At 56.9% G+C, this 25899-nt stretch carries 22 protein-coding genes; 7 read left to right on the top strand and 15 right to left on the bottom strand.

Features of this window, described 5'->3' with window-relative positions:
• Positions 1 to 159: 159 nt before the first annotated feature.
• Positions 160 to 1575, bottom strand: coding sequence for an aminotransferase-like domain-containing protein (locus FCS96_RS11860; RefSeq protein ID WP_138440589.1), 1416 nt, complete (start codon positions 1573 to 1575; stop codon positions 160 to 162).
• Between the two features lie 241 nt (positions 1576 to 1816).
• Between FCS96_RS11860 and FCS96_RS11865 the strand changes: the two genes are divergently transcribed.
• The 3 genes from FCS96_RS11865 to FCS96_RS11875 all read left to right on the top strand — a co-directional run bounded on the left by FCS96_RS11865 (position 1817) and on the right by FCS96_RS11875 (position 5089).
• Positions 1817 to 2620 (top strand): PhzF family phenazine biosynthesis protein, encoded by an 804-nt coding sequence (locus FCS96_RS11865; protein ID WP_138440590.1) that lies wholly within the window; start codon positions 1817 to 1819, stop codon positions 2618 to 2620.
• A 105-nt stretch (positions 2621 to 2725) separates the two neighbouring features.
• The gene (locus tag FCS96_RS11870; protein ID WP_138440591.1) at positions 2726 to 3781 is read left to right on the top strand and encodes an NAD(P)-dependent alcohol dehydrogenase; all 1056 of its coding nucleotides are present in this window, start codon (positions 2726 to 2728) and stop codon (positions 3779 to 3781) included.
• 114 nt (positions 3782 to 3895) lie between these two features.
• Complete coding sequence (locus FCS96_RS11875) at positions 3896 to 5089, top strand: BaiN/RdsA family NAD(P)/FAD-dependent oxidoreductase (protein ID WP_138440592.1); 1194 nt, start codon at positions 3896 to 3898, stop codon at positions 5087 to 5089.
• Positions 5090 to 5104: 15 nt separating this feature from the next.
• On the opposite strand, the gene FCS96_RS11880 is transcribed toward FCS96_RS11875, so the two are convergent.
• The 7 genes from FCS96_RS11880 to dctP form a co-directional block, all read right to left on the bottom strand.
• A complete protein-coding gene (locus tag FCS96_RS11880; RefSeq protein WP_138440593.1) occupies positions 5105 to 6130 on the bottom strand; it encodes a hypothetical protein in 1026 nt (341 codons plus the stop codon).
• Between the two features lie 11 nt (positions 6131 to 6141).
• Positions 6142 to 6900, bottom strand: a complete 759-nt coding sequence (locus FCS96_RS11885) for a maleate cis-trans isomerase family protein (RefSeq protein ID WP_273427883.1) — start codon at positions 6898 to 6900, stop codon at positions 6142 to 6144.
• Positions 6901 to 6926: 26 nt separating this feature from the next.
• Positions 6927 to 8456: a malonate--CoA ligase gene (locus FCS96_RS11890; RefSeq protein WP_138440594.1), complete on the bottom strand. Its 1530-nt coding sequence runs from the start codon at positions 8454 to 8456 to the stop codon at positions 6927 to 6929.
• The gene (locus FCS96_RS11895; RefSeq protein ID WP_138440595.1) at positions 8453 to 9820 is read right to left on the bottom strand and encodes a malonyl-CoA decarboxylase; all 1368 of its coding nucleotides are present in this window, start codon (positions 9818 to 9820) and stop codon (positions 8453 to 8455) included. The genes FCS96_RS11890 and FCS96_RS11895 overlap by 4 nt, the downstream gene beginning before the upstream one ends.
• A 22-nt stretch (positions 9821 to 9842) precedes the next feature.
• Positions 9843 to 11180: a TRAP transporter large permease gene (locus tag FCS96_RS11900; RefSeq protein ID WP_138440596.1), complete on the bottom strand. Its 1338-nt coding sequence runs from the start codon at positions 11178 to 11180 to the stop codon at positions 9843 to 9845.
• A gap of 2 nt (positions 11181 to 11182) precedes the next feature.
• Positions 11183 to 11704 carry a TRAP transporter small permease subunit gene (locus FCS96_RS11905; RefSeq protein ID WP_041340651.1) on the bottom strand — a complete coding sequence of 174 codons (522 nt, stop codon included), beginning with the start codon at positions 11702 to 11704 and terminating at the stop codon, positions 11183 to 11185.
• An 88-nt stretch (positions 11705 to 11792) separates the two neighbouring features.
• On the bottom strand, positions 11793 to 12794 hold the full coding sequence (gene dctP, locus FCS96_RS11910; protein WP_228264095.1) for a TRAP transporter substrate-binding protein DctP: 1002 nt from the start codon (positions 12792 to 12794) through the stop codon (positions 11793 to 11795).
• Between the two features lie 99 nt (positions 12795 to 12893).
• On the opposite strand from dctP, the gene FCS96_RS11915 reads away from it, so the two are divergent.
• On the top strand, positions 12894 to 13607 hold the full coding sequence (locus FCS96_RS11915; RefSeq protein WP_228264096.1) for a GntR family transcriptional regulator: 714 nt from the start codon (positions 12894 to 12896) through the stop codon (positions 13605 to 13607).
• An 11-nt stretch (positions 13608 to 13618) separates the two neighbouring features.
• On the opposite strand, the gene FCS96_RS11920 is transcribed toward FCS96_RS11915, so the two are convergent.
• From FCS96_RS11920 to FCS96_RS11930, 3 genes are all read right to left on the bottom strand, one after another.
• The gene (locus FCS96_RS11920; protein ID WP_138440597.1) at positions 13619 to 14815 is read right to left on the bottom strand and encodes a PilT/PilU family type 4a pilus ATPase; all 1197 of its coding nucleotides are present in this window, start codon (positions 14813 to 14815) and stop codon (positions 13619 to 13621) included.
• 151 nt (positions 14816 to 14966) lie between these two features.
• Positions 14967 to 15818 (bottom strand): universal stress protein, encoded by an 852-nt coding sequence (locus FCS96_RS11925; protein ID WP_228264110.1) that lies wholly within the window; start codon positions 15816 to 15818, stop codon positions 14967 to 14969.
• A 76-nt stretch (positions 15819 to 15894) separates the two neighbouring features.
• Positions 15895 to 17382 carry a SulP family inorganic anion transporter gene (locus tag FCS96_RS11930; RefSeq protein WP_138440599.1) on the bottom strand — a complete coding sequence of 496 codons (1488 nt, stop codon included), beginning with the start codon at positions 17380 to 17382 and terminating at the stop codon, positions 15895 to 15897.
• Positions 17383 to 17701: 319 nt separating this feature from the next.
• On the opposite strand from FCS96_RS11930, the gene FCS96_RS11935 reads away from it, so the two are divergent.
• On the top strand, positions 17702 to 18982 hold the full coding sequence (locus FCS96_RS11935; protein ID WP_138440600.1) for an MgtC/SapB family protein: 1281 nt from the start codon (positions 17702 to 17704) through the stop codon (positions 18980 to 18982).
• 10 nt (positions 18983 to 18992) lie between these two features.
• Here the strand turns inward: FCS96_RS11935 and alkB are convergent, their stop codons facing one another.
• Entirely contained in the window at positions 18993 to 19643 is a 651-nt protein-coding gene (gene alkB / locus FCS96_RS11940; RefSeq protein ID WP_138440601.1) for a DNA oxidative demethylase AlkB, read from the bottom strand.
• Between the two features lie 183 nt (positions 19644 to 19826).
• Between alkB and djlA the strand changes: the two genes are divergently transcribed.
• The gene (gene djlA, locus FCS96_RS11945) at positions 19827 to 20612 is read left to right on the top strand and encodes a co-chaperone DjlA (protein ID WP_138440602.1); all 786 of its coding nucleotides are present in this window, start codon (positions 19827 to 19829) and stop codon (positions 20610 to 20612) included.
• A gap of 21 nt (positions 20613 to 20633) precedes the next feature.
• Here djlA and FCS96_RS11950 read toward each other — a convergent pair whose 3' ends face one another.
• The 3 genes from FCS96_RS11950 to FCS96_RS11960 all read right to left on the bottom strand — a co-directional run bounded on the left by FCS96_RS11950 (position 20634) and on the right by FCS96_RS11960 (position 24001).
• Positions 20634 to 21242 (bottom strand): methyltransferase family protein, encoded by a 609-nt coding sequence (locus FCS96_RS11950; protein WP_138440603.1) that lies wholly within the window; start codon positions 21240 to 21242, stop codon positions 20634 to 20636.
• A gap of 36 nt (positions 21243 to 21278) precedes the next feature.
• Positions 21279 to 23180 (bottom strand): sensor domain-containing diguanylate cyclase, encoded by a 1902-nt coding sequence (locus FCS96_RS11955; protein ID WP_138440604.1) that lies wholly within the window; start codon positions 23178 to 23180, stop codon positions 21279 to 21281.
• Positions 23181 to 23329: 149 nt separating this feature from the next.
• A complete protein-coding gene (locus tag FCS96_RS11960) occupies positions 23330 to 24001 on the bottom strand; it encodes a pseudouridine synthase (RefSeq protein WP_266094460.1) in 672 nt (223 codons plus the stop codon).
• A gap of 224 nt (positions 24002 to 24225) precedes the next feature.
• On the opposite strand from FCS96_RS11960, the gene FCS96_RS11965 reads away from it, so the two are divergent.
• Complete coding sequence (locus tag FCS96_RS11965; RefSeq protein ID WP_138440606.1) at positions 24226 to 25851, top strand: methyl-accepting chemotaxis protein; 1626 nt, start codon at positions 24226 to 24228, stop codon at positions 25849 to 25851.
• The last annotated feature ends 48 nt before the right edge of the window (positions 25852 to 25899 follow it).

The following is a 25899-nucleotide window of genomic DNA, read 5'->3' on the forward strand; positions in this document are numbered from 1 at the left end:
CTCTCTGGGCACTGTTGTTGTTATGGCAAATGTTCTTATGGCAGATTCGGGACGCCCGCAGCGGCTTCCGTGTCCTCGCTCGTTAAAGCATAGTATTTGAACTGGACCAATGGATATATCACACCAAAGGCGCATGACCTCAGCACCTACTGCGTCCCGCTAACCGCGGCTATCCCGCTCCGCATGGGCCAGTGCGCCCAGCCGCGCCACCGCCTGCTCAATCCGTTCGGTCCAGGGGTTGGCGCTGTTCAGGCGCAGGCAGTTATCGTACTTGTTGGTGGTCGAGAACATCAGGCCGGGCGACACGTTGATATTCTCTGCCCGGGCTTTCTGGAACACGCCCGTACCGGAAATGCCATCGGGTAACTGCACCCACAGCACAAACCCACCTTGCGGCCGACTGACCGCAGTACCCTCGGGGAACGATCGGGTGATAGCCGCCCGCATACGCTCACAGGATTCGCGGTAGTGCTGCCGGGCCGAACGCAGGTATCGGTCGTAACTGCCCTGCTCCAGAAAATGCGCCACGGCCAGCTGCGAAATGGACGAAGTCGCCAGGTTGGCGAAATATTTGTGCTGACGGGCCGGCGCCATGTACCGGCCGGGCAGCATCCAGCCAAGACGAAGCCCCGCCGAGATGGTCTTGGAGAAGGAACTGCAGTAAATGACATTGTCGGTTCGATCAAAGGCCTTGGCCGGCTTTGGCCGGTCGCCGGTGTGATAGAGGTCGCCGTATATGTCGTCCTCAATCAGTGGCACCCCTGCTGCCGCCAACATGGATACCAGTTGCTGCTTGCGCTCATCGGGCATTCTCGCGCCCATGGGGTTGCTGTGGTTGGTCACCACCACGCAGGCTTTTAAGGGCCACTTATCAAGAGCCAGCTGCAATCCCTCGAGGCTTAAACCGTCAGAGGGATGAGTCGGGATCTCGATAACCTGAAGCCCCACCACTTCCAGGGCCTGCAGAATGCCTGGAAACGACGGTGTCTCTACCGCAACTATGTCCCCTGGCTGAGTCACCGCCCGGAGCGCCAGAATAATTGCCTCCTGTGCACCGTTGGTGGCCAGCACGTCGTCAGGCGAAACCGGTACCCCCAGGGTCGCCATGCGCTGGGCTATCTGGCGCCGGAACGACTCCTTGCCCGGAAAGGAGTAGTCCAGGGTTTCCAGCCCACGCCGGGCCGCCCACAGGGTACTTTGCTGAATCTGGCGCAGCGGCAGGTAATCCGGGTGAGGAATGGCGGTGGCCAGCGGCACCATCCGCTTCTGCTCGTCGGCACACAGATCCAGCGCCATCTCCCGCGCCGTCACGGGTACCGGTTTGGCCCGATGTTTCTGCATGACCGGTTCGGGGGCATCCAGGGCCGGCAGGCGCACGAAATAGCCGCTGCGCTCCCGGGCATCCAGGTAGCCACGCCCTTCCAGGGTTTGGTGCGCCTGCAGGATTGTGGAAATACTCACACTAAATTGCCGGCTCAGCACCCGCACGCCGGGCAGGCGGTCGCCGTCCCGATAAACGCCCTGCTGAATCAGCGCCTGTAACTGATCCGCCACCTGGTTGTATAAAACGCCCATCTCATCCCTCTCGTGCCCTGAGTCCCAACTGTCCGACTGCCATTGCAGCAGATTTTCCGGCCGTCCCACGAGTACAGTTTGCCGAAAACCTGACCAGTACAGATGCCAGCCACACCATTCTGTACCGGTCCAAAGAAATCTTAACTGAATCTGTTATGGGTGTCTGTGACACTTCACACTGGGCCATGACCAATCAGGGCAATGGCCCTATGCTGACAACACCTTTGAAGGAGAACCAATCATGACCTACCCCATCTACCAAGTGGACGCCTTTACCAGTCGGGTTTTCGGTGGCAACCCAGCCGCAGTCATACCGTTGAATGAGTGGCTGCCGGATACCGCCATGCAGGCCCTGGCCGTTGAAAATAACCTGTCCGAAACCGCATTCTTCGTTCCCCTGCCCGAGCGCGATGACGCCGACTTTCACATCCGCTGGTTTACCCCGGGTATAGAAGTTCCGCTGTGTGGTCACGCCACGCTGGCCAGTGCCTGGGTTATATTCAACAAACTGGGCTGGCACAAAGACAGTATTCGCTTTACGTCCAAGAGCGGCCCGCTCGGTGTTCGCCAGGACAGCGACGGCTGGCTGGTGCTCGACTTCCCCAACCTCGCGTTTGAACAGCAGGAAACCCCGGCCACCATTCGCCAGGCTCTTGAAGCAGCGCCGGACACGGCGTACTTCGTGCCCAACGACACCAATTACATGATTGTCCTGGACAGCGAAGCCGACGTGCGCGCCGCCCAACCCGATCTGCGCAAACTCAAGGAGCTTGGCAACCAGGGCCTGATCGTAACGGCGAAGGGCGACAACTGCGATTTCGTCAGCCGCTACTTTGCCCCGGGCGCCGGCATTGATGAAGACCCGGTCACCGGATCGATCCACAGCGTGCTGGTGCCCTACTGGGCCGAACAACTGGGTAAAACACAACTGAATGCCCGGCAGGTCTCAAAACGTGGTGGCGTACTGCGCTGCGAATTGCTGGGCGACCGCGTGGCCATCGCCGGGCAATCCGCGTTCTTTATGGAAGGTTCGATCCAGCTCTAAGCTCCGTTAGCCAGAGCTAATTACACGATGGCAATGTCAGAGGGTGATAGATTCGATACTCTCCGGAGTACATATAAGTTCATCCCCGAAAAAGGAGCCTAGCTCATGACAGCGACCAAGGCCTATGCGGCACAGTCTTCAACCTCTGGCATGGCACCACACGACATCAACCGGCGTTCATTGCGAAACGACGACGTCGCCATTGAAATCGACTACTGCGGTGTCTGTCATACCGACATCCATTTCGCCCAGAACGATTGGGGAGTTACCCAGTACCCGGTCGTCCCCGGCCACGAGATCGTTGGCCGAGTCACGGCAGTGGGCCCGGGTGTAAAGAGCTATAAAGAAGGTGATGTTGTCGGCGTCGGCTGCATGGTGGATTCCTGCCGCACCTGCTCGGCGTGTGAAGCCGGCCTGGAGCAATACTGCAGCGAAGGCATGACCGGCACCTACAACGGCGAAGATCGCCACGACCACTCCATCACCTTTGGCGGCTATTCCGAGCGCATCGTGGTCAGTGATCGGTTTGTGGTGCGAATTCCCGACAAACTGGACATCACGAAGGCCGCGCCGCTGCTCTGCGCCGGCATCACCACCTATTCGCCGCTGCGCCACTATGGCGTCAAACCGGGCCATAAAGTTGGCGTGATCGGCATGGGCGGTCTTGGCCACATGGGCGTTAAATTCGCCAAGGCACTGGGCGCGGAGGTCACCATCTTCACCCGGTCCGAAAGCAAGGTCGGCGAAGCCAAAAAACAGGGCGCTGACCATGTGGTAATCTCCACCGACGAAGACCAGATGGCCGCCGTCGCCGAGACCTTTGATTTTATGCTCGACACCGTCCCGGTACAGCACGACATCAACCCCTACCTTAACTGCCTGACCTACGACGGTACCCATATCATGGTGGGTCTGCTCGAGCCGATGGAACCGGCTCTGGAAACCGGCGCCCTGGTGTTCAAGCGTCGGGTGCTGGCAGGTTCACTGATTGGCGGTATGCCGGAAACCCAGGAGGTGCTGGATTTCTGTGCCGAACACGACATCAGCTGTGATGTGGAAATGCTCGACATCCACAACATCAACGACGCTTACGAGCGGATGAAAAAAGGCGATGTGAAATACCGCTTCGTCATCGATATGGCAACGCTGAAAGACAGCTGATGCCGTAAGGCGCGGCGATGATGCGTTCGTCGCCGGGCCCGCATTCCTACGGATTTCTATCTGTTTAGCCCGCCACGTATAATGCCCCGCACATTCCCCTCGCTGCGATCATTCATGGCTTCGGATTACGACGTAATTATCATTGGTGCCGGTGCCGCCGGTCTCATGTGTGCCGCAACTGCGGGCTACCGTGGGCGCAAGGTGCTGGTCGTCGATCACGCCAACAAGGCAGGCAAGAAAATCCTCATGTCCGGTGGTGGACGCTGCAACTTCACCAACCTGAACAGCACGCCGGCCAACTTCCTGTCCGATAACCCGCACTACTGCATTTCCGCCCTGAAGCGCTATACCCCGCAGGACTTCCTGGAACTGGTGGAGCGCCACGGCGTTGAACATGAAGAGAAAGCCGCCGGGCAACTGTTTTGCCGGGACAGCGCCAAAGACATCCTGAACGTGCTGCTCACCGAGTGCGAATGGGCCGGCGCCGAAATTCGGCTGAAGACGTCGGTTTCCGATGTCCGTACAACCGACACCGGTTACCAGGTGAATACCAGCGCCGGCACTCTCGCCGGCACTCTCACCTGTGAATCCCTGGTGGTCGCCTGTGGCGGACTGTCCATTCCCACCATGGGCGCCACCGGCTTCGGTTACGACCTGGCCAAACAGTTCGGGCTTTCGGTACTGCCCACGCGCGCGGGCTTGGTGCCGTTTACGCTGCATCCGGAACTGAAGGAACAGCTGTCGCCGTTGTCAGGGGTCAGCTGCCCGGTGGACGTTACCTGCCAAAACCAGCACTTCCGCGAACCCATGCTGGTTACCCATCGTGGCCTGAGCGGCCCCTCGATGCTGCAGATTTCCAGCTACTGGCAACCGGGGGATACGCTGTCGGTGAACCTGCTTCCGACCCAACGCATTCACGAAGACCTGCTGGCCTTGCGCCAACAAAAGCCCCAGTCCACTGTGGCCCATTACCTGGCCCAATACCTGCCCAAGCGCTTTGCCCAGGCCTACAACGAACTGCACGGCTGGACCGGCCCGCTGCAGGGCTACAAGAACAGCGATCTGGAACAGGTGGCCGAGACACTCGGCCAGTGGCAAATAAAACCCGCGGGCACCGAGGGCTATCGCACCGCGGAAGTGACCCTAGGCGGCGTGGATACCCGGCAACTGTCGTCAAAGACAATGGCAGTACTGGAGCGCCCAAACCTGTACTTCATCGGTGAAGTGGTGGACGTGACCGGCCACCTGGGCGGGCATAATTTCCAGTGGGCCTGGGCATCTGGTGTGGCGGCGGGCAATGACGGCTGACACCGCAAGGAGTGGTTAAGGCCGATAACGAAGGGTTCGAATTGGCGCCTGCCCATCGAGCAACAGCGTGCGCTGGCGCTCCACCTCGCTGGCAAATTCCGCACTAATCACGTCATCGTCATCCAGATTGGCGCGCGCTTCAGCGAGAACCTGATCAAGCCTGGCCAGCGCCTGCGCCCGATCGTAGTCCGACAGTAAATTTTCCAGCAGCACCAGCCAGGGCGCGGATTTGCCGGGGCCGGCCTGTTCGATGCGGGTGCGATAGGCCGAGCGATTCGGCCCGGAGATCAGGGCGTAGTCGTAAAGCATCTCGGCCGCCGAAAACATCAGGTCCGGCTCGCACGGCCCGGACAGGTAACGCCTCATGGCTTGCTCCAGGTGGCCACTCATGCCGCCCAGGCCGCGTCGACCGTAGGCGTCGGCAATAAGCTCCGGCATGGTGCACAGGAAATAATTGCCCGCGAAGTAGGCGCTGGTCTCGCCATCCACGGCTCTGTAGGGCCGCTCGGGCAGTTGGGAGCGTTCGAGGAACTGAGGGTAAAGCCGGGCAGCCTGTTCATAGAGCCGTTCGGCCTCATCCAGGTTGGCGTCACCAGCTACTACAACCTCAACGGTATCCGACAGCCGGTTGAAGTAATCCCCCCACAGTCGGAACTCCGGTGCTGTCGCCGGGCCTGCGTTAACCAACCTCAGAAAATCGTCAGAGACGGCGCTTAATTGCTGAGCCTGGCGGGTGTAGGCATCCTGATCAGCAGGCACGCCAGCGGGGTTCAGTTCCGACAGTGCTCCCTCGATTTGCTCGAACCGATCGGCATAGGCGGGACTGACCGCTACAGTGCCGGCGGATTCGGTTCCGACCGTTGGCGGGGGCAGCGACAAAGACTGGCAACCGGTCACGAACAATACCAGAACCACCGAAAGGGCTTTCCAAAGCACTCTTAGTGTTTCTGGCAGTGTTTCTGGCAATGCCCCTCCACGGCGCTCATCAGCACAGGGGATCGTGCCAAAACGGCTGGAGGCTGCGACTATCACGCCCGACACTCTAAAACTCCTCAGTTGCAGTAACCTCCGCCCAGCAGGCTGCCCGCATCAGGCACCACTGGCTTCAGCCCCAAAGCTTTCAGAATTTGGTAGGTGGTGCAGGTAGCCGCCGACACCACAGGCAGTCCCAGTTCATCCTCGACCGCCTGGATGGATGCCAGCGATGGCATTTGTACACAAGCCGACAACACCACAGCATCAGCACCCGTTAGATCCAGCTGCTTAACAATATCGCGAAGAAGCAGAGGATCACGGCGGCCAACCTCAAGGTTGTCGGGAATCTCGAGAGCGATGCTATCAACCACCTGAATGCCTTCCGCTTCGATGTAATCAATCACCATCTGGGTCAGGGGTTTCATGTACGGCGTGATGATTGCAACCCGCTTGGCGCCCAGGACACCAAGGCCGTCAGTGAGCGCTCCTGCGCTGCTGACAATGGGAATCGGATGGCCGTTGTCCCGGGTGACACCGTGCAGGCGAGCCTGGGAATCACGATGATACCCTGCGCCCCGGCTCATGATGGCCACGAGGCAAGCATAGCCCATCACATCCACAGCGGCATCCGACAGCTCCAGGGCGCAGCGGTCTGATTCATCATCCATAGCCGCCAGTTCCTCCCTGGTCACTTTTTTCATGCGCATCCGGCTGGAATGGAAGGTGAACCGTTCCGGCTCCACCGCTTCGCGCGCCCTGAGCATGGCGGGTATTTCAGTTTCCATGGTGGTGTTCGAACTGGGAACAATCTGGCCGATTCGAAAACTTCTGGTCATGGCGTTTTCTCCCATGGTTACGCCATTCAAGCGTCTGAGTAGATGTCTTTGTATTCGTCCCGTAGCTGCTTCTTCTGGACCTTGCCCATGGTATTGCGAGGCAATGAATCAACGAAGAAGACTCTTTTGGGCTGCTTGTATTTCGCGAGGTGGCCGGATAAGGACTTGATGACATCCGCCTCACCGAGTTTTTGGCCCGGCAACAGCACTACCACAGCCGTCACACCCTCTCCAAAGTCCGGATGCGGCACACCAATGACTGCCGACTCCGACACCTCCGGCAGTGCATCGATAATCTGCTCCACTTCTTTCGGATAAACGTTAAAGCCACCGGAGATCACCAGATCCTTGTCACGACCAACAATCTGGACGTATCCGCGCTCATCAATCAGCGCCAAATCACCGGTGACAAAGAATCCATCCTCAAGCAGCTCGGCTTTGGTTTTCTCCGGCATGCGCCAATAGCCCTTGAACACATTAGGACCGCGCACCTCAAGCATGCCAATCTCGCCTTGCGGCAATGGCGTATGGGTGTCCGTCTCCGGATCAGTAATGCGGATCTCTACACCGGGCAACGGCATACCAACGGTTCCGGCAATCCGGTCACCATCGTAGGGATTGGAGGTGTTCATATTGGTTTCGGTCATGCCATAACGCTCAAGAATGGCGTGCCCGGTGCGCTGCTCGAATTGCTGGTGCGTTTCCGCAGTCAGCGGTGCCGAACCGGAGGTGAACAGGCGCATGTTGGCGGTCAGTTCCGGCGTAAGGCGGTCGTCCTGTAGCAATCGGGTATAGAAAGTCGGCACCCCCATCAGCGAGGTGCCCTCGGGCATGGCGGCGATGATGGTGTCGACATCAAACTTGGACATGAAATACAGACTGGCACCGGCCGTCAGGATCACGTTGCAGGCCACAAACAGCCCGTGGGTGTGAAAAATCGGCAGCGCATGAATCAGCCGGTCTTTCTCGGTGAACCGCCAGGCCTCGGCCAGGCTCTTACTGTTTGACGCCAGGTTTTTGTGGGTCAGCATGGCACCTTTACTGCGCCCGGTGGTGCCTGAGGTGTATAGAATGGCCGCCAGGTCATCCTCATCGCGCGGCTCAATGCCGGTGAACGCCTGTGCCTTAGCAACTGCATCCATTAAGGAGCCATCGTCCCTGGTACCCAGGGTTTCCACGCGCGGGCACTGGGTTTTGGCTGCAATCGCTTTAGCCGACTCCAGGGACGCAGGCATGCACACGAATAAAGCTGGCTCCGCGTCACCCAGGAAATAGCCGATCTCATCCGCTGTGTAGCCGGTATTCAACGGCAAATAGACACCGCCCACACGCAGAGTGGCCAGGTACAGCAGAATGGCCTCCGGGCTCTTATCAACCTGCACCGCCACCCGGTCGCCCGGATTAACCCCAAGGCCCTTCAAAGCACCGGCAATGCGCTCGGTCTTGGCCAGGGCATCGGCGTAGGAATACTCTGCACCCTCGGGCGTGGTAATGAAGTTGGCCGTTCCACGGCCCTGCATTTTGGTGGCAAAAGTATCGAACAGGTTATGGTTCATTTCTCAAGCTCTCCTTGAAACAATTTCCGGCCCAGTTTGCTCAGCTCACGCACACTGGGAGAACAGACGATTTCGCCACGGGCGGTGTATTTTTCGTTGTTGCGTTCAATGTTTTCAAGCACGTATAGGTAATTGACCATCAGTCCTGCGGACTGCGCCATGCCATTACTCGACACATCACCAAGCCAGTTAATTCGGTGCAGTTCCGCGCCATTTCCCAGATGAAATCTTGCCACTGGATTCAGCGGCAGATTGGCACTGTTTTTCTCTTTCAACAGGTATCGAGCCGCCAGCGGACGAATCACCTCATTCAGCCGTTCCGCCAACTCCGGTGTTTTTTCCCACTCAGGGTTATCCAGGTGATTCAGCACTTCCTGGGCCTCCGGCGTCAGTAAGCCAGAATTTTGCTGATAGGTTTTTTCCAACCAGCTTCGGAACGTGGGTAGCGGTGACAGCGTCACAAAGTTCTTGAGGTTTGGCAGTTCCTGTTTAAGTTCCTGCACCACCTGTTTGATAAGAAAATTTCCAAAGGAGATCCCACGGAGACCGACCTGGCAGTTGCTGATTCCAAAGAAGGCTGCGGAATCTGCCAGTTCTGGCGCGTCAATATCGTATTGGTCATCCGCCAGAATAGGCTGAATCTTGTCTGGAATACCCTTGGTAAGCGCTACCTCAACAAAGATCAGTGGCTCATCACCAATCGATGGATGGAAGAAACCGAAGCACCGACGATCCCGGTCATCAAGGCGACGGCGAAGGTCGTCCCAACCCTGAATCTTATGAACCGCCTCATAACGGATTATTTTCTCGAGAATGGAAGCGGGCGTGGTCCAGTCAATACGCTTGAGAACCAGAAATCCCCGGTTGAACCATGATGCAAAGAGGTGAACAAAATCAGCATTGATGGGCTCAAAGTCCTTGTGCCCTTTCATCAACGTCAAAAAATCTTGCCGCATTTTTACCAGCTCATAGGTCGCCCCCTGCGCCAGGTTCAGGCGTCGGAGCAACTCCTGCCTGAGGGGTTCGCAGACACTGAATAATACCGCCAGGTGCTTGTTCGATCTGTCACTCTTATAAATGCGGTACGCCTCGTCGATTTGATCCGGGTCGGCGGCGAAGTCCTTAGCCAGGGCTCCAAAGAACGCACGCTTATCGTCTTCACTCAACGACTGGTATATATCCAGCGCACGACTGGCCATAACGATACTGGCAGCCTCACCATCACTGTGCAGCAGCTCATGGCAGGCCGTCTCCAAGTCCCTGTGATCGTAACTGGCTCTTTTACTCTTGTTGCCAAACTTACGCTGCAGGGCATCACGCTGGGTGATGCTGCTGAACAGCTCTTGCAGGAAACTCATGTTCATAGCATTAACCTTCGGGTTAGTCTCAGGTGCCGGCGCCCATGATGAGGTTCGGCAGCCACAAGGCGATCTCAGGGAAGAAGCACAGCAGCACAATGCCTAGAATCATGCACAGAGCGTACGGCAAGCTGCCAAGGAGGATGTCCCGGAGTGCTATGTCGGGCGCAATACCCTTGATGATGAACAGATTGAGGCCCACAGGCGGCGTGATCAGTCCGATTTCCAGGTTGATGGTCAGGATCACAGCGAACCAGTAGGGGTCGAAGTTCGCAGCAAGAATGATAGGCAACAGGATAGGCGCAGCCATCACGATGACGGCGACTGGCGGCAGGAAGAAACCAGCAACCAGCAGGAAGAGGTTGATAACGCCCATCAGGACCCAGCGATTCACCTCAAGTTCGGCAATGGCGCCGGCCAAGGTTTGGGTAATGAACAGAGACGACAGAGCAAAGGCAAATATTTCAGCGGTCGCGATAATCAGCATGATCATGACGCTTTCGCGAAGTGCATCTCGCATGATGTTGGAGATGGGCTTAACCTGCCACATGCGATAGACAATGATGGCCAACGCCAGACACAGGAAGGCACCAACACCCGCCGCCTCGGACGGCGTGGCAACACCGCCATACAAGGCAAATAAAATACCGAGCACCACCATCAGGAACGGCAGCACCCGTACCAGCGCCTTCATGTTGCCTTCGACATTTTCCTTGATCTGAGCTGCCGCCTGCGCCACCGGATTCGGGCTGTTGTAGCCGCCGGACAGTTTGCAGGCAATCAGGGTCCAGACCATGAACAGACCTGCCAGCATCAGCCCAGGTATGGCGCCGGCAATGAACAGACGGCCGATAGAGGTCTCCGTAGAAATGCCGTATACGATCATGGTGACCGAGGGCGGGATCAGAATACCCAAGGTACCACCGGCGGCAATACAGCCCGCCGCAACACCATCCGGGTAACCCCGCTTGCGCATCTCGGGGATGCCGAGCTTACCGATCGCGGCACTGGTGGCGGGCGATGACCCTGACAAGGCCGCAAAAATTGAACAGGCCGCAATGTTGGAGATCGCCAAACCGCCTGGCAGCCTGCCCATCCAGATGTCGAGAGAACGATAGAGGTCCCTGCCGGTGGGCGACGAGGCCACAGCAGCACCCATCAGAATGAACATGGGGATGGCGACAAAGCCAAAGGAGGCCACGTGTCCGAAGAAGGTTTCGCCAAAATACACCAGCTCACCCATTCCCTGATCGAGGACCAGAGCCCCCAAAGCGACGGCGCCAAGCGCAAAGGCGATGGGGGTACCGATGGCCATCAGTACCAGCAAGACAATAACAACGAGAATACCGCTAGTGACAGGATCCATGATTACGCCTCTCCCCGCAGAATTTCAGCAACGTACTGAAGCGACAGTAACGACGCACCAACGGCCACGGGCAAAAGTGCGGGCCACAGAGGTGGGTTCCAGACGGTCCCGGTGGTCCATTCAAAGGCGTAGGCTTCGTAGAAGTAGTACCAGCAGCCGTAAGCCAAGGCCAGACAGAACACCAGGCCAACCAGCGATGCAGTCAGCTGCATCAGATGTTTAGGCAGACCACGCATGGCATCAGGCAGCACGGTGACCGCCACGTGACCACCGGTCTTAAGCACATAGGGCGTACCCAGCAGCATCGCTGCGCTGATCGCAAAGGTGGTGAATTCGGTTTGCCAGACTGTACTTTCACCCATGGCGTAACGAACAAACACCATGTGAACAACGGCCAGCACACCCAGCGCAAGCAGCGCAGCGGCGAGAATGGCAGCGGCAACCGACACGGCATCCATGCAACGGATATATCCACCGAAGATGCCTCGCTCAGAGGCTCGTCTTGAACTGGAAGATTGGGACATAGCTCAAACCCGAAAAATGTTTGGCTCGCCACCCCCGGTAGGTAGCGGGGAATGGCGAGGCTGATTCCGTAGATCAGGACTGAAGGTGTTACTCGACAGCCAACGCTGCGTCGATCAGAGCCTGCCCGTTTGGAACATTCTCTGCGAAGGTCTTGTAAGAACTCTGCTTGGCGATATCCAGCCAGGCCTGGTAGTTCTCCGGTGTCATATTGACCACCTCAACACCATTTTCCGCAAAAACATCGGCCATCTTCTGGTCAAGACCTGCCGCTTCTGCCGCAAAGTACTCTTCCGCTTTTTGGCCTGCAGCGGTCAGGGCAGCTTGCTGCTCAGCGTTCAGGCTGTTCCAGCTGCGTTCGGAAATAAGAACCGGCTCATACATGAACCAGAGCGCGTTTTCGCCAGGAGCTGTCAGGCAGGTAACTTGCTCGTAGATACGATAAGACACGAAAGAACCTGAGGAGGTGTTAGCACCATCGAGAACGCCAGTCTGCATGGCGGTATAGATTTCGGAGGACGGCATGGAGGCGATAGAGGCGCCAGCGGTAGCCAGCATCTCGTCAAACGCCGGGCCGGCGGCGCGCAGCGTTTGCCCCTGCACGGTGTCCGGTGAAGTGATGCACTGCTTATTAGAGGCAAAGCCACCGGCCAGCCACGCATCAGCCAGGACTCGGGCGCCAGCGTCGTTGATCACCTTCTTGATCATGTCCATGAATTCGGAGTCGTTCAGGCGTTGGGCACGCTCGTGGCTGCGAACCAGCCCCGGCATCAGCGTTGCTGAAAACTCGGGATGGCGGCCACTGGCGTAATCCAGTGGTAACGAGATCATGTCCACACGCCCCCGCACCAGCGCTCCCCACTGCTCCTTGGCCTTAAACAGGGACTGACCCGGATAGATCTGAAGTTCGAGGCCGACATCCGCCGCTTTAACTTCGCGCGCCATTAATTGAACCATCTCATCGCGCACATCCCCCTTTCCTCCCGGAAACTGGTGCGAAACACGAAGGGTTGTATCGGCTGCGGCAATGCTGGGCAAAAACACAGAGAGGGTGGCCGCTGCGGCCAGTTTAGCGAAAGGCATCTTCATCATTTTGTCTCCAGAATTGTTTTTGTAATATCTATCAGAGCACTCTGATGTATACATCATTAGACTTGTTGTATATTGTTGTCAATAGGAATTGACTAAAGTATGACCAAGTCCGTTTTGAAACTGAGCCGAGAAACCACTATGAAACGCTCCAATACACAAAAACTAAAAGACGCTCTGGAAGAGGACATTATCAACGGCCAGCTGCTGCCAGGCGCGAAGCTTGATCATGACGCTCTGGCCGCCAAGTACGGCGTGTCTCGCACGCCCATTCGAGAGGCCATTCAACAGTTGGTGGTCAGCGGGCTGGTTACCGTTAAGGCAAAAAAAGGCACGTTTGTCGCAAAGGTCGGTTTCGACCAGCTGATCGAAATGTTCGAGGTGATGGCGGAACTGGAAGGTATGTGCGGCCGGCTTGCGGCCAGGCGGATACAACCGGACGAACTGGAAGCTCTGCGAGCGGCGCTATACCGCTGCGAAGATCCCGACGTGATGTCGGATCCGGATGACTACTATTACGAAAACGAGGAATTCCATAGCTGCATTTATGCGGCCAGTCACAACAGCTTCTTGGCAAGCGAGGCACGGCAGCTCAAGCAACGCCTGAAGCCCTATCGTCGTCTGCAGCTACAGACACGCAATCGGGTTTCTACGTCGGTGAGCGAGCACCGCAGGATTTTCGAGGCTATCGAGAAAGGCAAAGAGTTCGAAGCTGAGCAGCAACTCAAGGAGCACGTACTGATTCAGGGCACCCGGTTCAGCGACTTTATGTCCCAGGTAAAAGCCTTTGGCCACACCTCTCAAGACGCATCCTGAGAGGTGGTCTATCAGAGCCCGGACTTGAACGAATCCGAACTCGCCTCATCATCCTCTTCTTCAATATCTTCCAGAGTCAGCTCATCAATCGACGGTGAGGGTTTGCCCTCGCTATGCTTTTCCTGCGCTGCGGGGGCGCTGTCCCCTTGAACCAACTTGATACGTAGCCTTAAATTGTTCGGAGAGTCCGCATTGGCGATTGCGTCGTCAAGCGTTACGCGGCCGTTCTCGTAAAGTTTGAACAAGGCACCATCGAATGTCTGCATCCCCAGGTTTTCCGACTTCTCCATTATTTCCTTTATCTCTGGCAGCCGGTTCTTAAGGATCAATTCCTGTATCGTTTTTGTGCCCAGGAGCACCTCAACGGCGGCGCAACGCTTGCCGTCGGCAGTTGGCACCAGGCGCTGGGAGACGAAGCCGCGGATATTTTGCGCCAGGCTCATCAGCAATGCCGGCCGCTTTTCATCCGGGAACAGGTTGATAATACGCTCAAGCGCCTGGTTGGCATTGTTCGCATGTAGGGTGGAAATGGCCAAGTGACCGGTTTCCGAAAATTCCAGCGCATGCTCCATGGTCTCTCGATCCCGAATTTCGCCGATCAGAATAACGTCTGGAGCTTGACGCAGGGTGTTCTTCAAGGCGTTCTTGAAGCTTCGGGTATCTACCCCCACCTCGCGCTGATTAATGATGGATTTCTTGTGCTTGTGAACGAATTCAACGGGGTCCTCTATGGTGATGATATGCCCGCCGACATTGCTGTTGCGATAGTCGATCAGGGCCGCCAAAGAGGTAGATTTGCCTGAACCCGTACCTCCAACAAACAACACCAGCCCACGCTTGTTCATTACCAGTTCTTTCAGAACGGGAGGTAACCCCAAATCGTCAAATTTTGGTATGTCGGTATTGATGTTACGGGCAACGATGGCGACTTCATTACGCTGTTTGAAGATGTTGACGCGAAAGCGGCCAATGCCTGGTAAAGAAACGGCCAGGTTCATCTCCAGCTCGTTATTGAAGATTGCCCGTTGCTCATCATCCATAATGCCATTTGCAATGGCCTCTACTTCGCCAGCCTTCAACACTTCCCGGGATAGCGGTTTCAATGTCCCCTGAAACTTCGCGCAGGGTGGTGCTCCGGTGCTAAGGTACAAATCAGAACCATCGTTCTTTGCAAGTACATTCAGATACTTATTGATTACCGTGGTCACTGATCGTACTCCTAACCAAAATAAGTGTGGGCTGTTCCACTGTGTTTTTCTTCTTCGGACTCAGTATATCCAGACCGTGCCAGAGGGCCACCCGGAAATGACTCTAGCAAAGCAGAGCCCCAAGCACCCAAGACTGAATCCAAGTCGCTGACTAACGCAGAATCACCAACGGCTTTGTCGCCGTTTTAAGCATGGTGGTGGTGGTACTGCCCACCAGAAACTGGCGAATGCGGGAGTGGCCGTAGGCGCCCATCACCAGCAGATCAATGTCGTGTTCTTCCTGATAGGCGTGCAGCGTGGGCTCGACATCACCGGCGCGAATCGCCAGGGTAATCTCGGATTCCAGGCCTGCCAGCATCTTTTCGGCCTTCTTCAGCTGTTCCCAACGATCGTTGGTGTCGGCACCCACCATTACCAGGTGCAGCGGCATACCTTTCAGTACCGGGCTACCAGCCAGCAACTCCACACCCTTGAAGGCGGTGTCGCTGCCGTCGAAGGCCAGCATGGCGCTTTGAGGCGCAGTAAATTCATCCGGTACCAGCAGGATGGGCCGGTGCATGCTGCGAATCACGGTCTCAAGCTGGCTGCCAATGTGAATGTCACGGTCAGAACTGCTCTCACCATGCAGGCCCATCACCAGCAGGCGTGTCTGGCTCTCAAGCGACAGCAGCGATTCGGTCAGATCACCGTGGCGCTGGCGCTTGACTACCTCAGCCACACCGGCGCTTTTAACCCGGCGCTCGGCCTCGTCCAGCATATGATGGCCATGCTCGAGTGCCAGCTTGGAACGTTTGCGGTCCAGTTCGGCCAGCTCGTCCAGCAACTGTTCGCGGCTGCCCAGGCCAATGTTGCCCGCCAGGTCCGGCTCCGCCGGATAGCGTTCTTCGTCCAGAACGTGAAGCAACGTCACCGGATTCTGCATGTGCTTGCTTGCCCAGGCGGCGTAATCACACACCGCCGGTGCAGCGCGGGAACCATCGATACAGGCCACTACTCGTAACATCTCAACCTCGCCTTGCTGGTCGTTGTGGTTGTTAGTCTGACTGCGATCGCTACCAGATTCCGTGGTCTGGCTCATGTCAGTGCCCCATCAGTTGATCAACCGAATCCGGCTTATCGTGCACGCCAAAACGGTCAACAATGGTGGCACTGGCTTCGTTCATACCAATCACTTCGACATCGGCACCCTCACGACGAAATTTAATCACGGCCTTGTCGAGCGCTCCAACGGCGGTAATGTCCCAGAAGTGAGCCCGACTCAGATCAATCACCACATTATCGACTGCTTCCTTGAAATCAAAGGCCTGGATCAATTTTTCTGAAGAGCTGAAGAATACCTGGCCAACCACGGTGTAGGTGCGGGTATCGGTTTTCTCATCCAGCGACGAGTCCACCATCATGTAGTGGCCAATCTTGTTGGCGAAGAACAACGCCGCCAGCAGCACGCCGGCCAGCACGCCGAACGCCAGGTTGTGCGTGGCAACCACTACAATAACGGTGACCAGCATCACGATGTTGGTGGACAGCGGGTGCTCCTTGAGATTCTTGATCGACTCCCAGGAGAAGGTACCGATCGACACCATGATCATGACCGCCACCAGCGCGGCCATCGGGATCTGAACCAGGACGCTGTCGAGTACCAGCACCATGATCAGCAGAAAGACACCGGCGGTGAGGGTCGATAAACGTGTACGGCCGCCGGATTTCACGTTGATGATGGACTGGCCGATCATGGCACAACCGGCCATGCCGCCAATCAGGCCGGAGCCGATGTTAGCAATGCCCTGGCCCTTGCACTCGCGGTTCCGGTCACTCTCAGTGTCGGTCAGGTCGTCGACGATGGTCGCGGTCATCATGGATTCCAGCAGGCCCACCACCGCCAGCGGCAGCGAGTACGGCAGGATAATCATCAGGGTTTCAAGGTTCAGCGGCACATCTGGCCACAGGAAAATCGGCAGAGTATCAGGCAGCTCGCCCATGTCTCCGACCGTGCGGATGTCCAATCCAAGGAAAACGGCCACCGCCGTCAGCACAACGATACACACGAGCGGCGAAGGCAGGATCTTGCCCACCACTGGCAGCAGGGGAAACAGGTAGATGATGCCAAGGCCAGCGGCAGTCATGGCGTAAACGTGCCAGGTGACGTTAGTCAGCTCCGGCAACTGGGCCATGAAAATCAGGATGGCGAGAGCGTTCACGAACCCAGTCACCACCGAACGCGAAACAAACCGCATCAGGCTGCCCAGTTTCAGGTAACCGGCCACCACCTGGATCACACCGGTTAACAGTGTCGCCGCCAGCAGGTACTGGAGGCCATGCTCTTTAACGAGCGTGACCATGAGCACGGCCATGGCCGCCGTCGCGGCCGAAATCATACCGGGCCGACCACCTACAAACGCGATGATGACCGCGATACAAAAGGACGCGTAAAGCCCCACCTTCGGATCAACCCCGGCGATGATGGAGAAGGCGATAGCCTCCGGGATCAGCGCCAGCGCGACCACGACACCTGCGAGCAGGTCCCCGCGGATGTTGGATAACCATTGGTTTTTCAGGGTATTAACCATGTCGAGTTCCGTTATTGGTAAATCAGGTACAAAGCTACCGGGCCGTCACCCGGGGTAATCGAAAACACATTCCCGAAGGTGGATACAGAGAGAACAGGAACGGGTGTCAGGGTCGACTGGCAGTCACAGTAATCCGGTGAGCTTTGTTCAAAGGGGTTGCAAATAAAGGGCGCGAAGCTTAGCAGATTCGCCTTGTACAAGTAAGGTAGGGGTTACCCGCTGTACCGATGCTCAACTATGCTCAGAGATGAAGGTTTAAGTTCAGGGGGCTTACCGCAAAACCGATTCAAAATCCGAGTTGGTGGAGACGTTACCACTCATGGAAGATGTCGCTGTAAAGTTTGTCGCATCCAATCAGACCATTATCAATCTGGCAGTCGCTTTGTTGCTGGGTGCCATTGTAGGGCTCGAGCGCGGCTGGGGCGCCCGCGACCAGAAATCCGGCGAACGCATTGCCGGCATTCGCACCTTTGCCCTGATCGGTTTACTCGGGGGCTTGTCAGCTGTGCTGGCTGACGCCATTACGCCCTGGGCCTTTCCGGCGCTGTTGTTAAGCGTGGTGGCCATGGGGATTGTCGGCTACAGCCAACGTCTGGAACACGTTCGCGATTTCAGCATCACCGGGCTGGTTGGCATGGTTCTGACTTTCTGCTTCGGTGCCATTGCCGTGGCTGTCGACCCGATCATGGCGACCGCTGCTGCCGTCGTTACCGCGATCATCCTCGACAACAAAGAGGACATCCACATTTGGCTCACCAAGCTCAAGGCCCACGAGCTTGATGCCGCGTTCAGGCTGCTACTGATTTCCGTGGTGGTACTGCCACTGCTTCCCAACCAGGAAATGGGACCGGGCGGCGTGCTCAACCCCCGAGAAATCTGGTGGATGGTGGTTTTGATCGCCTCAATCTCGTTCGTGGGCTATTTCGCCATTCGCGTCGCCGGCACCCAGCGGGGCATCCTGTTTACCGGGCTGTTCGCCGGCTTGAGTTCTTCCACTGCACTGACCCTGCACTATGCGCGGCAGAGCGCCCAGACCCCACAACTGACCCCCGAGTTCGCCACCGGCATTCTGATTGCCTGCGGCACCATGTTTCCCCGGATTCTGGTGTACTGCTTTGTCATCAACCGGGATCTTTTGCCCAGCTTGATCTGGCCGATTATGACCATGACCGCCCTGCTCTATGGCCCCGCCTTCCTGATCTGGCGACGGCACTCACAGCAACCGGAATCGAGCCAGTCGCCGCTGCACCAGAATCCGCTGGACCTGAAATCGGCATTGGTGTTTGGCCTGTTATTGGTGGCGATTCTGGTGTTGGGCGAGTACCTGACCCAGTGGCTGGGCAACTCAGGCATTTACATGCTCGCCGCCAGCTCCGGGGTCGCCGATGTGGACGCCATTACCCTGTCACTAACCCGAATGTCGATCCAGACACTGGATATGGACGTCGCCGTGATCGGCATCGTCATTGCGGCCGCCAGCAACAATCTGACGAAGTCGGGGTTGGCCTGGGCCCTGGGCAACCGGCAGACCGGCCTGCTGGTGGGCATCCCCATGGCTCTGTCGCTTATTGCTGGGTTGGCCGTTTCCTGGCTGCAGTAATAAGGGGCAGTCAGCGGGCCCGACGAAACGTGAGATTGTACCGGCAGTCTCCCGTCAGTGGATGCTCGCCCGCTTTCAGCCGCAAGACACCGTGGTAACGCAGGCGTGCTGGCCCACCCCAGACCACCACGTCGCCATGGGCGAGAGGCACATTCACCGGCCGTTCATTGCGCTTCAGTCCACCGAACTGAAAAACCTGAGACAATCCGAGAGACACCGACACAATCGGCTGTTCGAAATCCAGTTCGTCCTTGTCCTGATGCAAACCCATCTTGGCACCGGATTTGTATTGGTTGATCAGACAGGCATCGGGCTGGAAGTTCAAGAAACCGGCGGCCTCGGCAGCGTCTCGGGCCACGTTGACAAAGACTTCAGGCATGGCTGGCCAAGGCTGGCCGGAAAGCGGATCTTTAGCCTGATACCGGTATCCCGTGGCATCGGTTACCCAACCCTGGTCACCACAACAGCTCATGGCAGCAGACATGGTGTGGCCACCCGGCGTCTGCATCTTGCGCAGTGGCGCGGCGTCGGTGACCTGCTGGATACCGCGTAGCAACTCTTCCGCGCGCTCAAACACAAACCCTGGCAGCACCAGCGCGCCTTCGGTAATCGTCTCGGTGCGGGGTTCTTCAGGCAGATCGGCAAACAGGTCTTGAGTCATTACTGGCGTCTCACTTTCGCGGGCACACCCATCATTGTGGGTTACTTCCAAAGCATGTTTCTAGCTTGTTCTCTGCGGGCGCCGGATCGGATCTTAGGTCTGCATGAAGGCCTGTTCATGAATCCGCACAAGAAAACCCGTATATTCTATGGACTGTTCCATACCGAATTAAGGATTGTTTAGATGCTGTTGGCCGCTTTATTTGGGGGTTTAATTGGTTACGCCTTTGGCAAGTTTGCTGGCTTTCTGGTCGGTGCAGCCATCGGTGCGTTCGTGTTCCACCGACTCAAAAGCCGGTTGATCGGTAAGCTCCACTCCATCCAGTCCGGTTTTATCGAATCGGTCTTCGCGGTAATGGGCGCCCTTTGCAAGGCCGATGGCGTGGTCTCCCGGGATGAAATCCAGATGGCCGAGACCATGTTCGCCCGTTTTCGCCTGAACGAAAATCAGCGCGCCAAAGCCAGGGCCGCCTTCAATCGCGGCAAGTCCCCGGACTTTGATCTGGACGCAGAACTCAACCACTTCCTGCGCATGAGCGGGCGTCAGCCAGCCTTCCTGCAGATGTTCCTGCAGGTTCAGGTATCCGCGGTTGCCGCCGATGGCGTTATCCATCCGGACGAGCACGCCATGCTGGTGCGCATTGCCCGTGGGCTGGGCCTGCCTGAAAGCCAGGTGGACCAGCTGGAGGCTATGCTGCGAGGCGCCCACAACGGACAAGCCGGTACTGGCGCCGGCCAGCGTTCCTCAAGCCAACAGATTGATGATGCCTACAAGGTCCTTGGGGTTTCACCCTCGGCCAGCGACGATGAACTGAAGAAGGCGTACCGCAAATTGATGAGCGAGAACCACCCGGACAAGCTTGCCGGTAAAGGTATGCCAGAGAGTATGCGGGAAATGGCAGAAGAGCGGACACGGGACATCAGTCACGCCTACGACGTCATCAAGGACGCACGCAAGAAAGCCAGCTAATCTGGCCGGGCGCGGGATCTCCTAGAACCAGCGAGGCACCCGTGCCCGGTAATGGTCGTATTGGCTGCCGAACTGGCGGGCCAGAGCCTTTTCTTCTTCTCTTGCCTGCCGGGTGATAACCAGTACGCCCGCAATCAGGCAAATCAGTGAGAAAACACTGGGCAACGCCAGAAAGAAAGCCAGTTGCCCGGTCATCACACTGATGAACACCGGATTTCGAGACCGGGCAAACGGTCCCTCGGTGAGCAGGTTGCGGCCATCCTCGCGGGGATCAATACCGGAGCGCCAATCTTCGTGCATGTATGCCTGCAGGTAATTCACGCTGGTAAACGACACCAACAGCAGCAGCATTCCCACCAACAGCACCGGCCACTGGTACAGCGCAGGAAACACCCCGAGCCAGCCATCAATATCAACGAAGATCCGGATCACGCAAACACTGACAATCAGGGTTCGGAACACATTGAAGATCTGCCGGTGCCACCAGGGCGCCGTTCCCGTTTCCCCGTAGTTAATGTGGGAAAAGGACATGCGCCGATACAGCCCCAGCGCCCGCCCGCCGAACTGCAGGCCGATCATCAGAAAAAAGATACCCAGAAAATGGCGCACTAAAGGTTCAATAGATTCCATCTGACTCGCTTACTACATTGTCGAACTGCAAGCTTATTATCTGGAAAGGCCTGTGAAAAGCGGATTAATGGGCTGACCGTCCATATTCCAGGCAACCACCCGGTTACGGCCCTGGCCTTTGGCTTCGTACAGGGCTTGGTCCGCCCACTTGAAAATATCCTTGGTGGCATCGGCCTTGGTCGGAGACAGACTGCATACGCCAACACTGACGGTCAGGTGCAAGACATCGCCGGAGACCGGGAAGGCCGTTTTTTCGATTTCCATGCGGATACGCTCCGCTACCCGCAGCGCGCCATTCATCGGTGTATCGGGCAGCAGCACCACGAATTCTTCACCGCCATAGCGGGCAGCGAGGTCCTGTGATCTGGTAATAAATTTCTGGATGCACTGAGACACCATTTTCAGACAATCGTCTCCGACCAAATGGCCGTAGGTATCGTTGAATTTCTTGAAGTGATCGATGTCCAGCACCAACAACGACAAGGGCTCCTCATACCGATAAGCCCGTACCACAGCCGACTGGAAAATCCGGTCGAAGTGGCCACGGTTCTTAAGCCGGGTTAAGGCATCGGTGGCACTCAGCTCCAGCAACTGTTCATTCAGGTGTTCCAGGTCCTGGGTACGCTGCTGTACCCGTTCTTCCAGCTGGGTATTGGCTTCCCGCTGAACTTGCAGGGATTTTTCCTGGGCCATCCGGGCCTTGCGCTCTTCCCGAATCAGTCGTTGCTGGGTTTCAAAAACCCGTTTCTTTTCCCTTTCCAGACGATCTGCCAGGGCAATGGACAGCAGGATAACACCCAGTGCGGAGCCAACCTGAGTGGCGTTTTCCGTTAACAGGTTTCGCGGCAGTACCGTGAACTTGCTCAGGGCCAGAACCATGCCGCCGAACAGCATGAATACCCAGGCAAAGGTGTAGTAACGCGCCGCCGGATCCTGCTGAACCCACCGGACGATACTCAAAACCAACATCGTGGAACAAGCGATGAAAGCAAGCAGTATCGTCGGCAGAATCAGATACTTGTAAGGCACCATCAAGCCCGCAAAAGCAAGCACAGCTGCGGCCACGACGACCCCAACAGCCCAACGGTTTAGAAACGGGTGATTGGTGGGGGAGACATTGATGAATCGAATACTGAAAGTACCGCCGAACACCAAAGCCAGATTCAGGAACACGGTGATCGCCTGGTCATTCCACCAGGTTGCCTGCGGCCAGAGATACTGAAAGGCTACGCCATGGAGACTGGCCAGAAACAGGGGCATTGCCGTGATATAGCCCACGTAATGCAGAAAACTCCGTTCCTTTACTGCCATAAACACGAACAGATTGTAGAGCACCATGACCAGGATGATGCCGTAGTAGAAGCCCTGGAAAATGCTACGGGCCTGTTCAGCGGCAAGGAAGTTGTTCTGCTCCCACAAGATCAACGGCACCTGCATGGAACTGGTGGTTTCCACCCGCAGATAGACCCAGGTTTGCTCGCCGGCCGCCAGGGTCAGGGGAACGACAAAGTTGCGATGCTGGATAGGCCGGGCGTGGAATGGCAGCTTGTCGCCGAGCACCAAAGGCTCAGCACTGGAGCTTTCCGGATTGATGAAAACCTCTATTCGGTCCAATACCGGATAAGCGATTTCCATCAGCGGCATTATGGCTTCATCCGTTGGGTTTTTCACCGCCACCCGAAACCAGTAGGCCGAATTGCCATAGCCCAGACTGAGGCTTTCGCTCTGGTTTGGCGTCCAACGTTGCGGGTCAAGGTCAGTTATCGCCTCAATGCCAGTGGGCAGGTCCTGTTCCGGCCAATAATCGACAAAGCGCGAGAGTTCAATCCGCTCGGATTGCAGATCCCAGGTAGCCTGACGATCCGCAGCTGCAACAACGGGCGAGGAATAGCCAAACAGCAGGCTGAAGAGAGCGATCAGTACGCGCAACAATGGCATCCGTAATTAGCCAGTCAGATTTTTTTGTTTTCGGCCGCATTATGGCCGATAAAATCCGGACTTGCCGTCGATTACTACCATTTGAAGCAATTCAACATATAAAACTACAAACGACGCCCACCAACCCCGTGCTGGCCCCGCCTGCTACCTTACGAAAAGATCGAAAGCACCTGTTGGAAGCTGGATTCCGGCGCCGCCTCAATCACGACAGTCTCGCCCGTGACCGGATGGGCAAACTCGATACGCGTGGCCGCCAGCATCAAACGTCCCTGCCCGAATCGTTCGGCAAAATAACGGTTATGACGACCGCGGCCGTGATTGGCGTCGCCAATGATGGGATGGTTAATGTGCTTCATGTGCCGACGCAGCTGATGCTTTCGGCCCGTTTCCGGATAAAGCTCAACCACTGCGTAGCGGCTACTCGGATACCGTTCGATGGCCACAGGAATTTCGGTAGTCGCCAGGGTTTTGTAACGGCTGCGAGCATCCCGGACCGGCTGTTCAGTGCCTTTCTGCCGCCGATCTTCCGGCTCCTCTCTTAGCGGGTGATCAATAAACCCTGAGTCCGCCGGCCAACCGCGCACCATGGCCTGGTAAGTTTTGCGCACTTCCCCGGCCATTATGGCCAGGCCGAGGGCACGCGCGGTATCCGGATCTTTCGCGAACACCAGCACTCCCGACGTCGGCCGATCCAGCCGGTGAACCGGGTACACATGGCCGCCGCCGTTCAGCGCCCGCGCGTACTGCAGCGCAAACTCCGTTTCGTGCTTATCAATCGGGCTTCGGTGCACCAGCAGACCCGCCGGTTTGTGGACGGCCAATAAATACTCGTCAGAATATAAAATGGTCAAAGGATTGATCGATGAAACCATCAGAAAAAACCATTCAGTAGAAACCGTTAAGTCGTTTTGCCCTATAAATGCGACGAAAATTACACAACGCAGTTAAAGAAACGGTAATAATCGCCGATTATAGTCCTAAGAGCTGGTGTATAGGGACATTCGCTGGCATCAGCGTTTTACGTCCCTCATGCATAGGCCACATAATGAATTGGTACTCCCGCAGCATTCTTAACCGCATCCTCACCATCGTATTTGTCGCCAACCTGGTTATTGCGATCGTGGCCGGTTTCTATTTCAAGGCGTCGCTCGAAACGGGCGACAATTACAGCGGCCTGGTCGGCAGCGAAATGGTTCATGCGCTTGAAGCACAAGACATCCTGGCCACTTTCAAGACCCAGGTCCAGGAGTGGAAAAACGTTCTGATCCGAGGCGACGACGATGGCCAACGGGAAAAATACTGGGGCAGATTCCAGAAGCGGGAAGCGGAGATCCAGTCTCAGTTGGACGACCTGATTCCGCAGCTCAAGGACCCGGAAGCCAAGAAGCTGATGTCCCAGTTCCAAAAGTCGCACCAGCGTATGGGCAGCGCCTACCGCAAAGGATTCGAGGCTTTTGTGGAGTCTGGTTATGAACACTCCGCCGGCGACGCCGCGGTAGCCGGTATCGACCGCGAGCCGGCCAAACTGGTTGAAGAGGCATCGAACCAGATTCGTGTCGTCAGCCTGTCTTACGCCGGTGATTTGAAAGAATCGGTGCAATCCAGCACCTGGCAGATCGGTAGCCTGCTGTTCGCCGCGATCCTTCTTGGCACCCTTGCCTGCGTCATTGTTCTGATCCGCTCCGTAGTGCGACCGACCCAGCAACTCATTGGCCAGCTCGACAAACTGGGTAAGGGTGACCTATCCGACCGCACTACCCTCACCAGACAGGACGAGCTCGGTCGTCTCGCCGACACTTCCCGGTTGCTGCATGCATTCTTGTCGGAAACCGGCAACCTGATGCAGAACAACGCCACGCAGTTGGAACATACCGGTACTCTGATCCGGAATAATGCCAATCGGGTATCGTCTCATTCTGACCAGGCGCACCAAAGAATTGATCAGATCGCCACCGCCATGAACGAAATGTCGGCAACAGCACAGGACGTAGCCCACCATGCCGCTTCCGTGGCCTCCCAAGTGGATGAGACCTCTGGCCAAACCCAACAGGCCGATCAGCAGATCAATCAGGCTGTCGAGAGCATGAAGCGGCTGACTGACCAAATCCACAGCTCCGCGGAAACGGTCAACCAGCTCGCCAGCGACGGTCGTCGAGTCGGCGATGTCATGCAGGTCATTCGCGAAATTGCGGACCAGACCAACCTGCTGGCCCTGAATGCTGCCATTGAAGCAGCTCGGGCGGGTGAGGCCGGTCGTGGCTTTGCGGTAGTGGCGGATGAAGTCCGCAACCTGGCGGCAAAAACCCAGGAAGCCACCGTCGAGATTGATCAGATTATTGAGACCATTGGTTCCGCTTCGCGGGATGCCACCGAGTACATGCAGGCCTCAGGCGTGGTTGCCGAGGAAAGCAGCGAGTCAGTAGAAGCGGTTCGTCACACCCTGAGTGAAATCAGCCAGCGTATGGCCAGCGTCAACGACGCTACCACCCAGGTGGCTACTGCGGCCGAGCAGCAGACCAGTGTCAGCGAAGACATCAACCGCAATGTGACAGAGGTGGCCGAGATCTCGGCAAGCATGAATGAGGCCGCAGAGGAAAATCTCCGCACTGTTCCAGAATTGGACGACATGGCGCGACAAGCTCGGGAATTGGCGGGTCGGATTCGCAGCTAAACCGTTCATCGAAGTGCGGGCCAGACGGCAAGCTGTTGGCCCGCACTA

The sequence above is a fragment of the Marinobacter alexandrii genome (assembly GCF_005871205.1).
In the GTDB taxonomy this organism is placed as follows: Bacteria; Pseudomonadota; Gammaproteobacteria; order Pseudomonadales; family Oleiphilaceae; genus Marinobacter; species Marinobacter alexandrii.

Coding starts and splice junctions, on each gene's coding strand:
- FCS96_RS11935 (WP_138440600.1), top strand. CDS start 17,702: ATGGAAGATGTCGCTGTAAAGTTTGTCGCATCCAATCAGACCATTATC.
- dctP (WP_228264095.1), bottom strand. CDS start 12,794: ATGATGAAGATGCCTTTCGCTAAACTGGCCGCAGCGGCCACCCTCTCT.
- FCS96_RS11930 (WP_138440599.1), bottom strand. CDS start 17,382: ATGGTTAATACCCTGAAAAACCAATGGTTATCCAACATCCGCGGGGAC.
- FCS96_RS11965 (WP_138440606.1), top strand. CDS start 24,226: ATGAATTGGTACTCCCGCAGCATTCTTAACCGCATCCTCACCATCGTA.
- FCS96_RS11890 (WP_138440594.1), bottom strand. CDS start 8,456: ATGAACCATAACCTGTTCGATACTTTTGCCACCAAAATGCAGGGCCGT.
- FCS96_RS11860 (WP_138440589.1), bottom strand. CDS start 1,575: ATGGGCGTTTTATACAACCAGGTGGCGGATCAGTTACAGGCGCTGATT.
- FCS96_RS11925 (WP_228264110.1), bottom strand. CDS start 15,818: ATGTTACGAGTAGTGGCCTGTATCGATGGTTCCCGCGCTGCACCGGCG.
- FCS96_RS11900 (WP_138440596.1), bottom strand. CDS start 11,180: ATGGATCCTGTCACTAGCGGTATTCTCGTTGTTATTGTCTTGCTGGTA.
- FCS96_RS11895 (WP_138440595.1), bottom strand. CDS start 9,820: ATGAACATGAGTTTCCTGCAAGAGCTGTTCAGCAGCATCACCCAGCGT.
- FCS96_RS11870 (WP_138440591.1), top strand. CDS start 2,726: ATGACAGCGACCAAGGCCTATGCGGCACAGTCTTCAACCTCTGGCATG.
- FCS96_RS11885 (WP_273427883.1), bottom strand. CDS start 6,900: ATGACCAGAAGTTTTCGAATCGGCCAGATTGTTCCCAGTTCGAACACC.
- FCS96_RS11955 (WP_138440604.1), bottom strand. CDS start 23,180: ATGCCATTGTTGCGCGTACTGATCGCTCTCTTCAGCCTGCTGTTTGGC.
- FCS96_RS11875 (WP_138440592.1), top strand. CDS start 3,896: ATGGCTTCGGATTACGACGTAATTATCATTGGTGCCGGTGCCGCCGGT.
- alkB (WP_138440601.1), bottom strand. CDS start 19,643: ATGACTCAAGACCTGTTTGCCGATCTGCCTGAAGAACCCCGCACCGAG.
- FCS96_RS11915 (WP_228264096.1), top strand. CDS start 12,894: ATGACCAAGTCCGTTTTGAAACTGAGCCGAGAAACCACTATGAAACGC.
- djlA (WP_138440602.1), top strand. CDS start 19,827: ATGCTGTTGGCCGCTTTATTTGGGGGTTTAATTGGTTACGCCTTTGGC.
- FCS96_RS11865 (WP_138440590.1), top strand. CDS start 1,817: ATGACCTACCCCATCTACCAAGTGGACGCCTTTACCAGTCGGGTTTTC.
- FCS96_RS11905 (WP_041340651.1), bottom strand. CDS start 11,704: ATGTCCCAATCTTCCAGTTCAAGACGAGCCTCTGAGCGAGGCATCTTC.
- FCS96_RS11950 (WP_138440603.1), bottom strand. CDS start 21,242: ATGGAATCTATTGAACCTTTAGTGCGCCATTTTCTGGGTATCTTTTTT.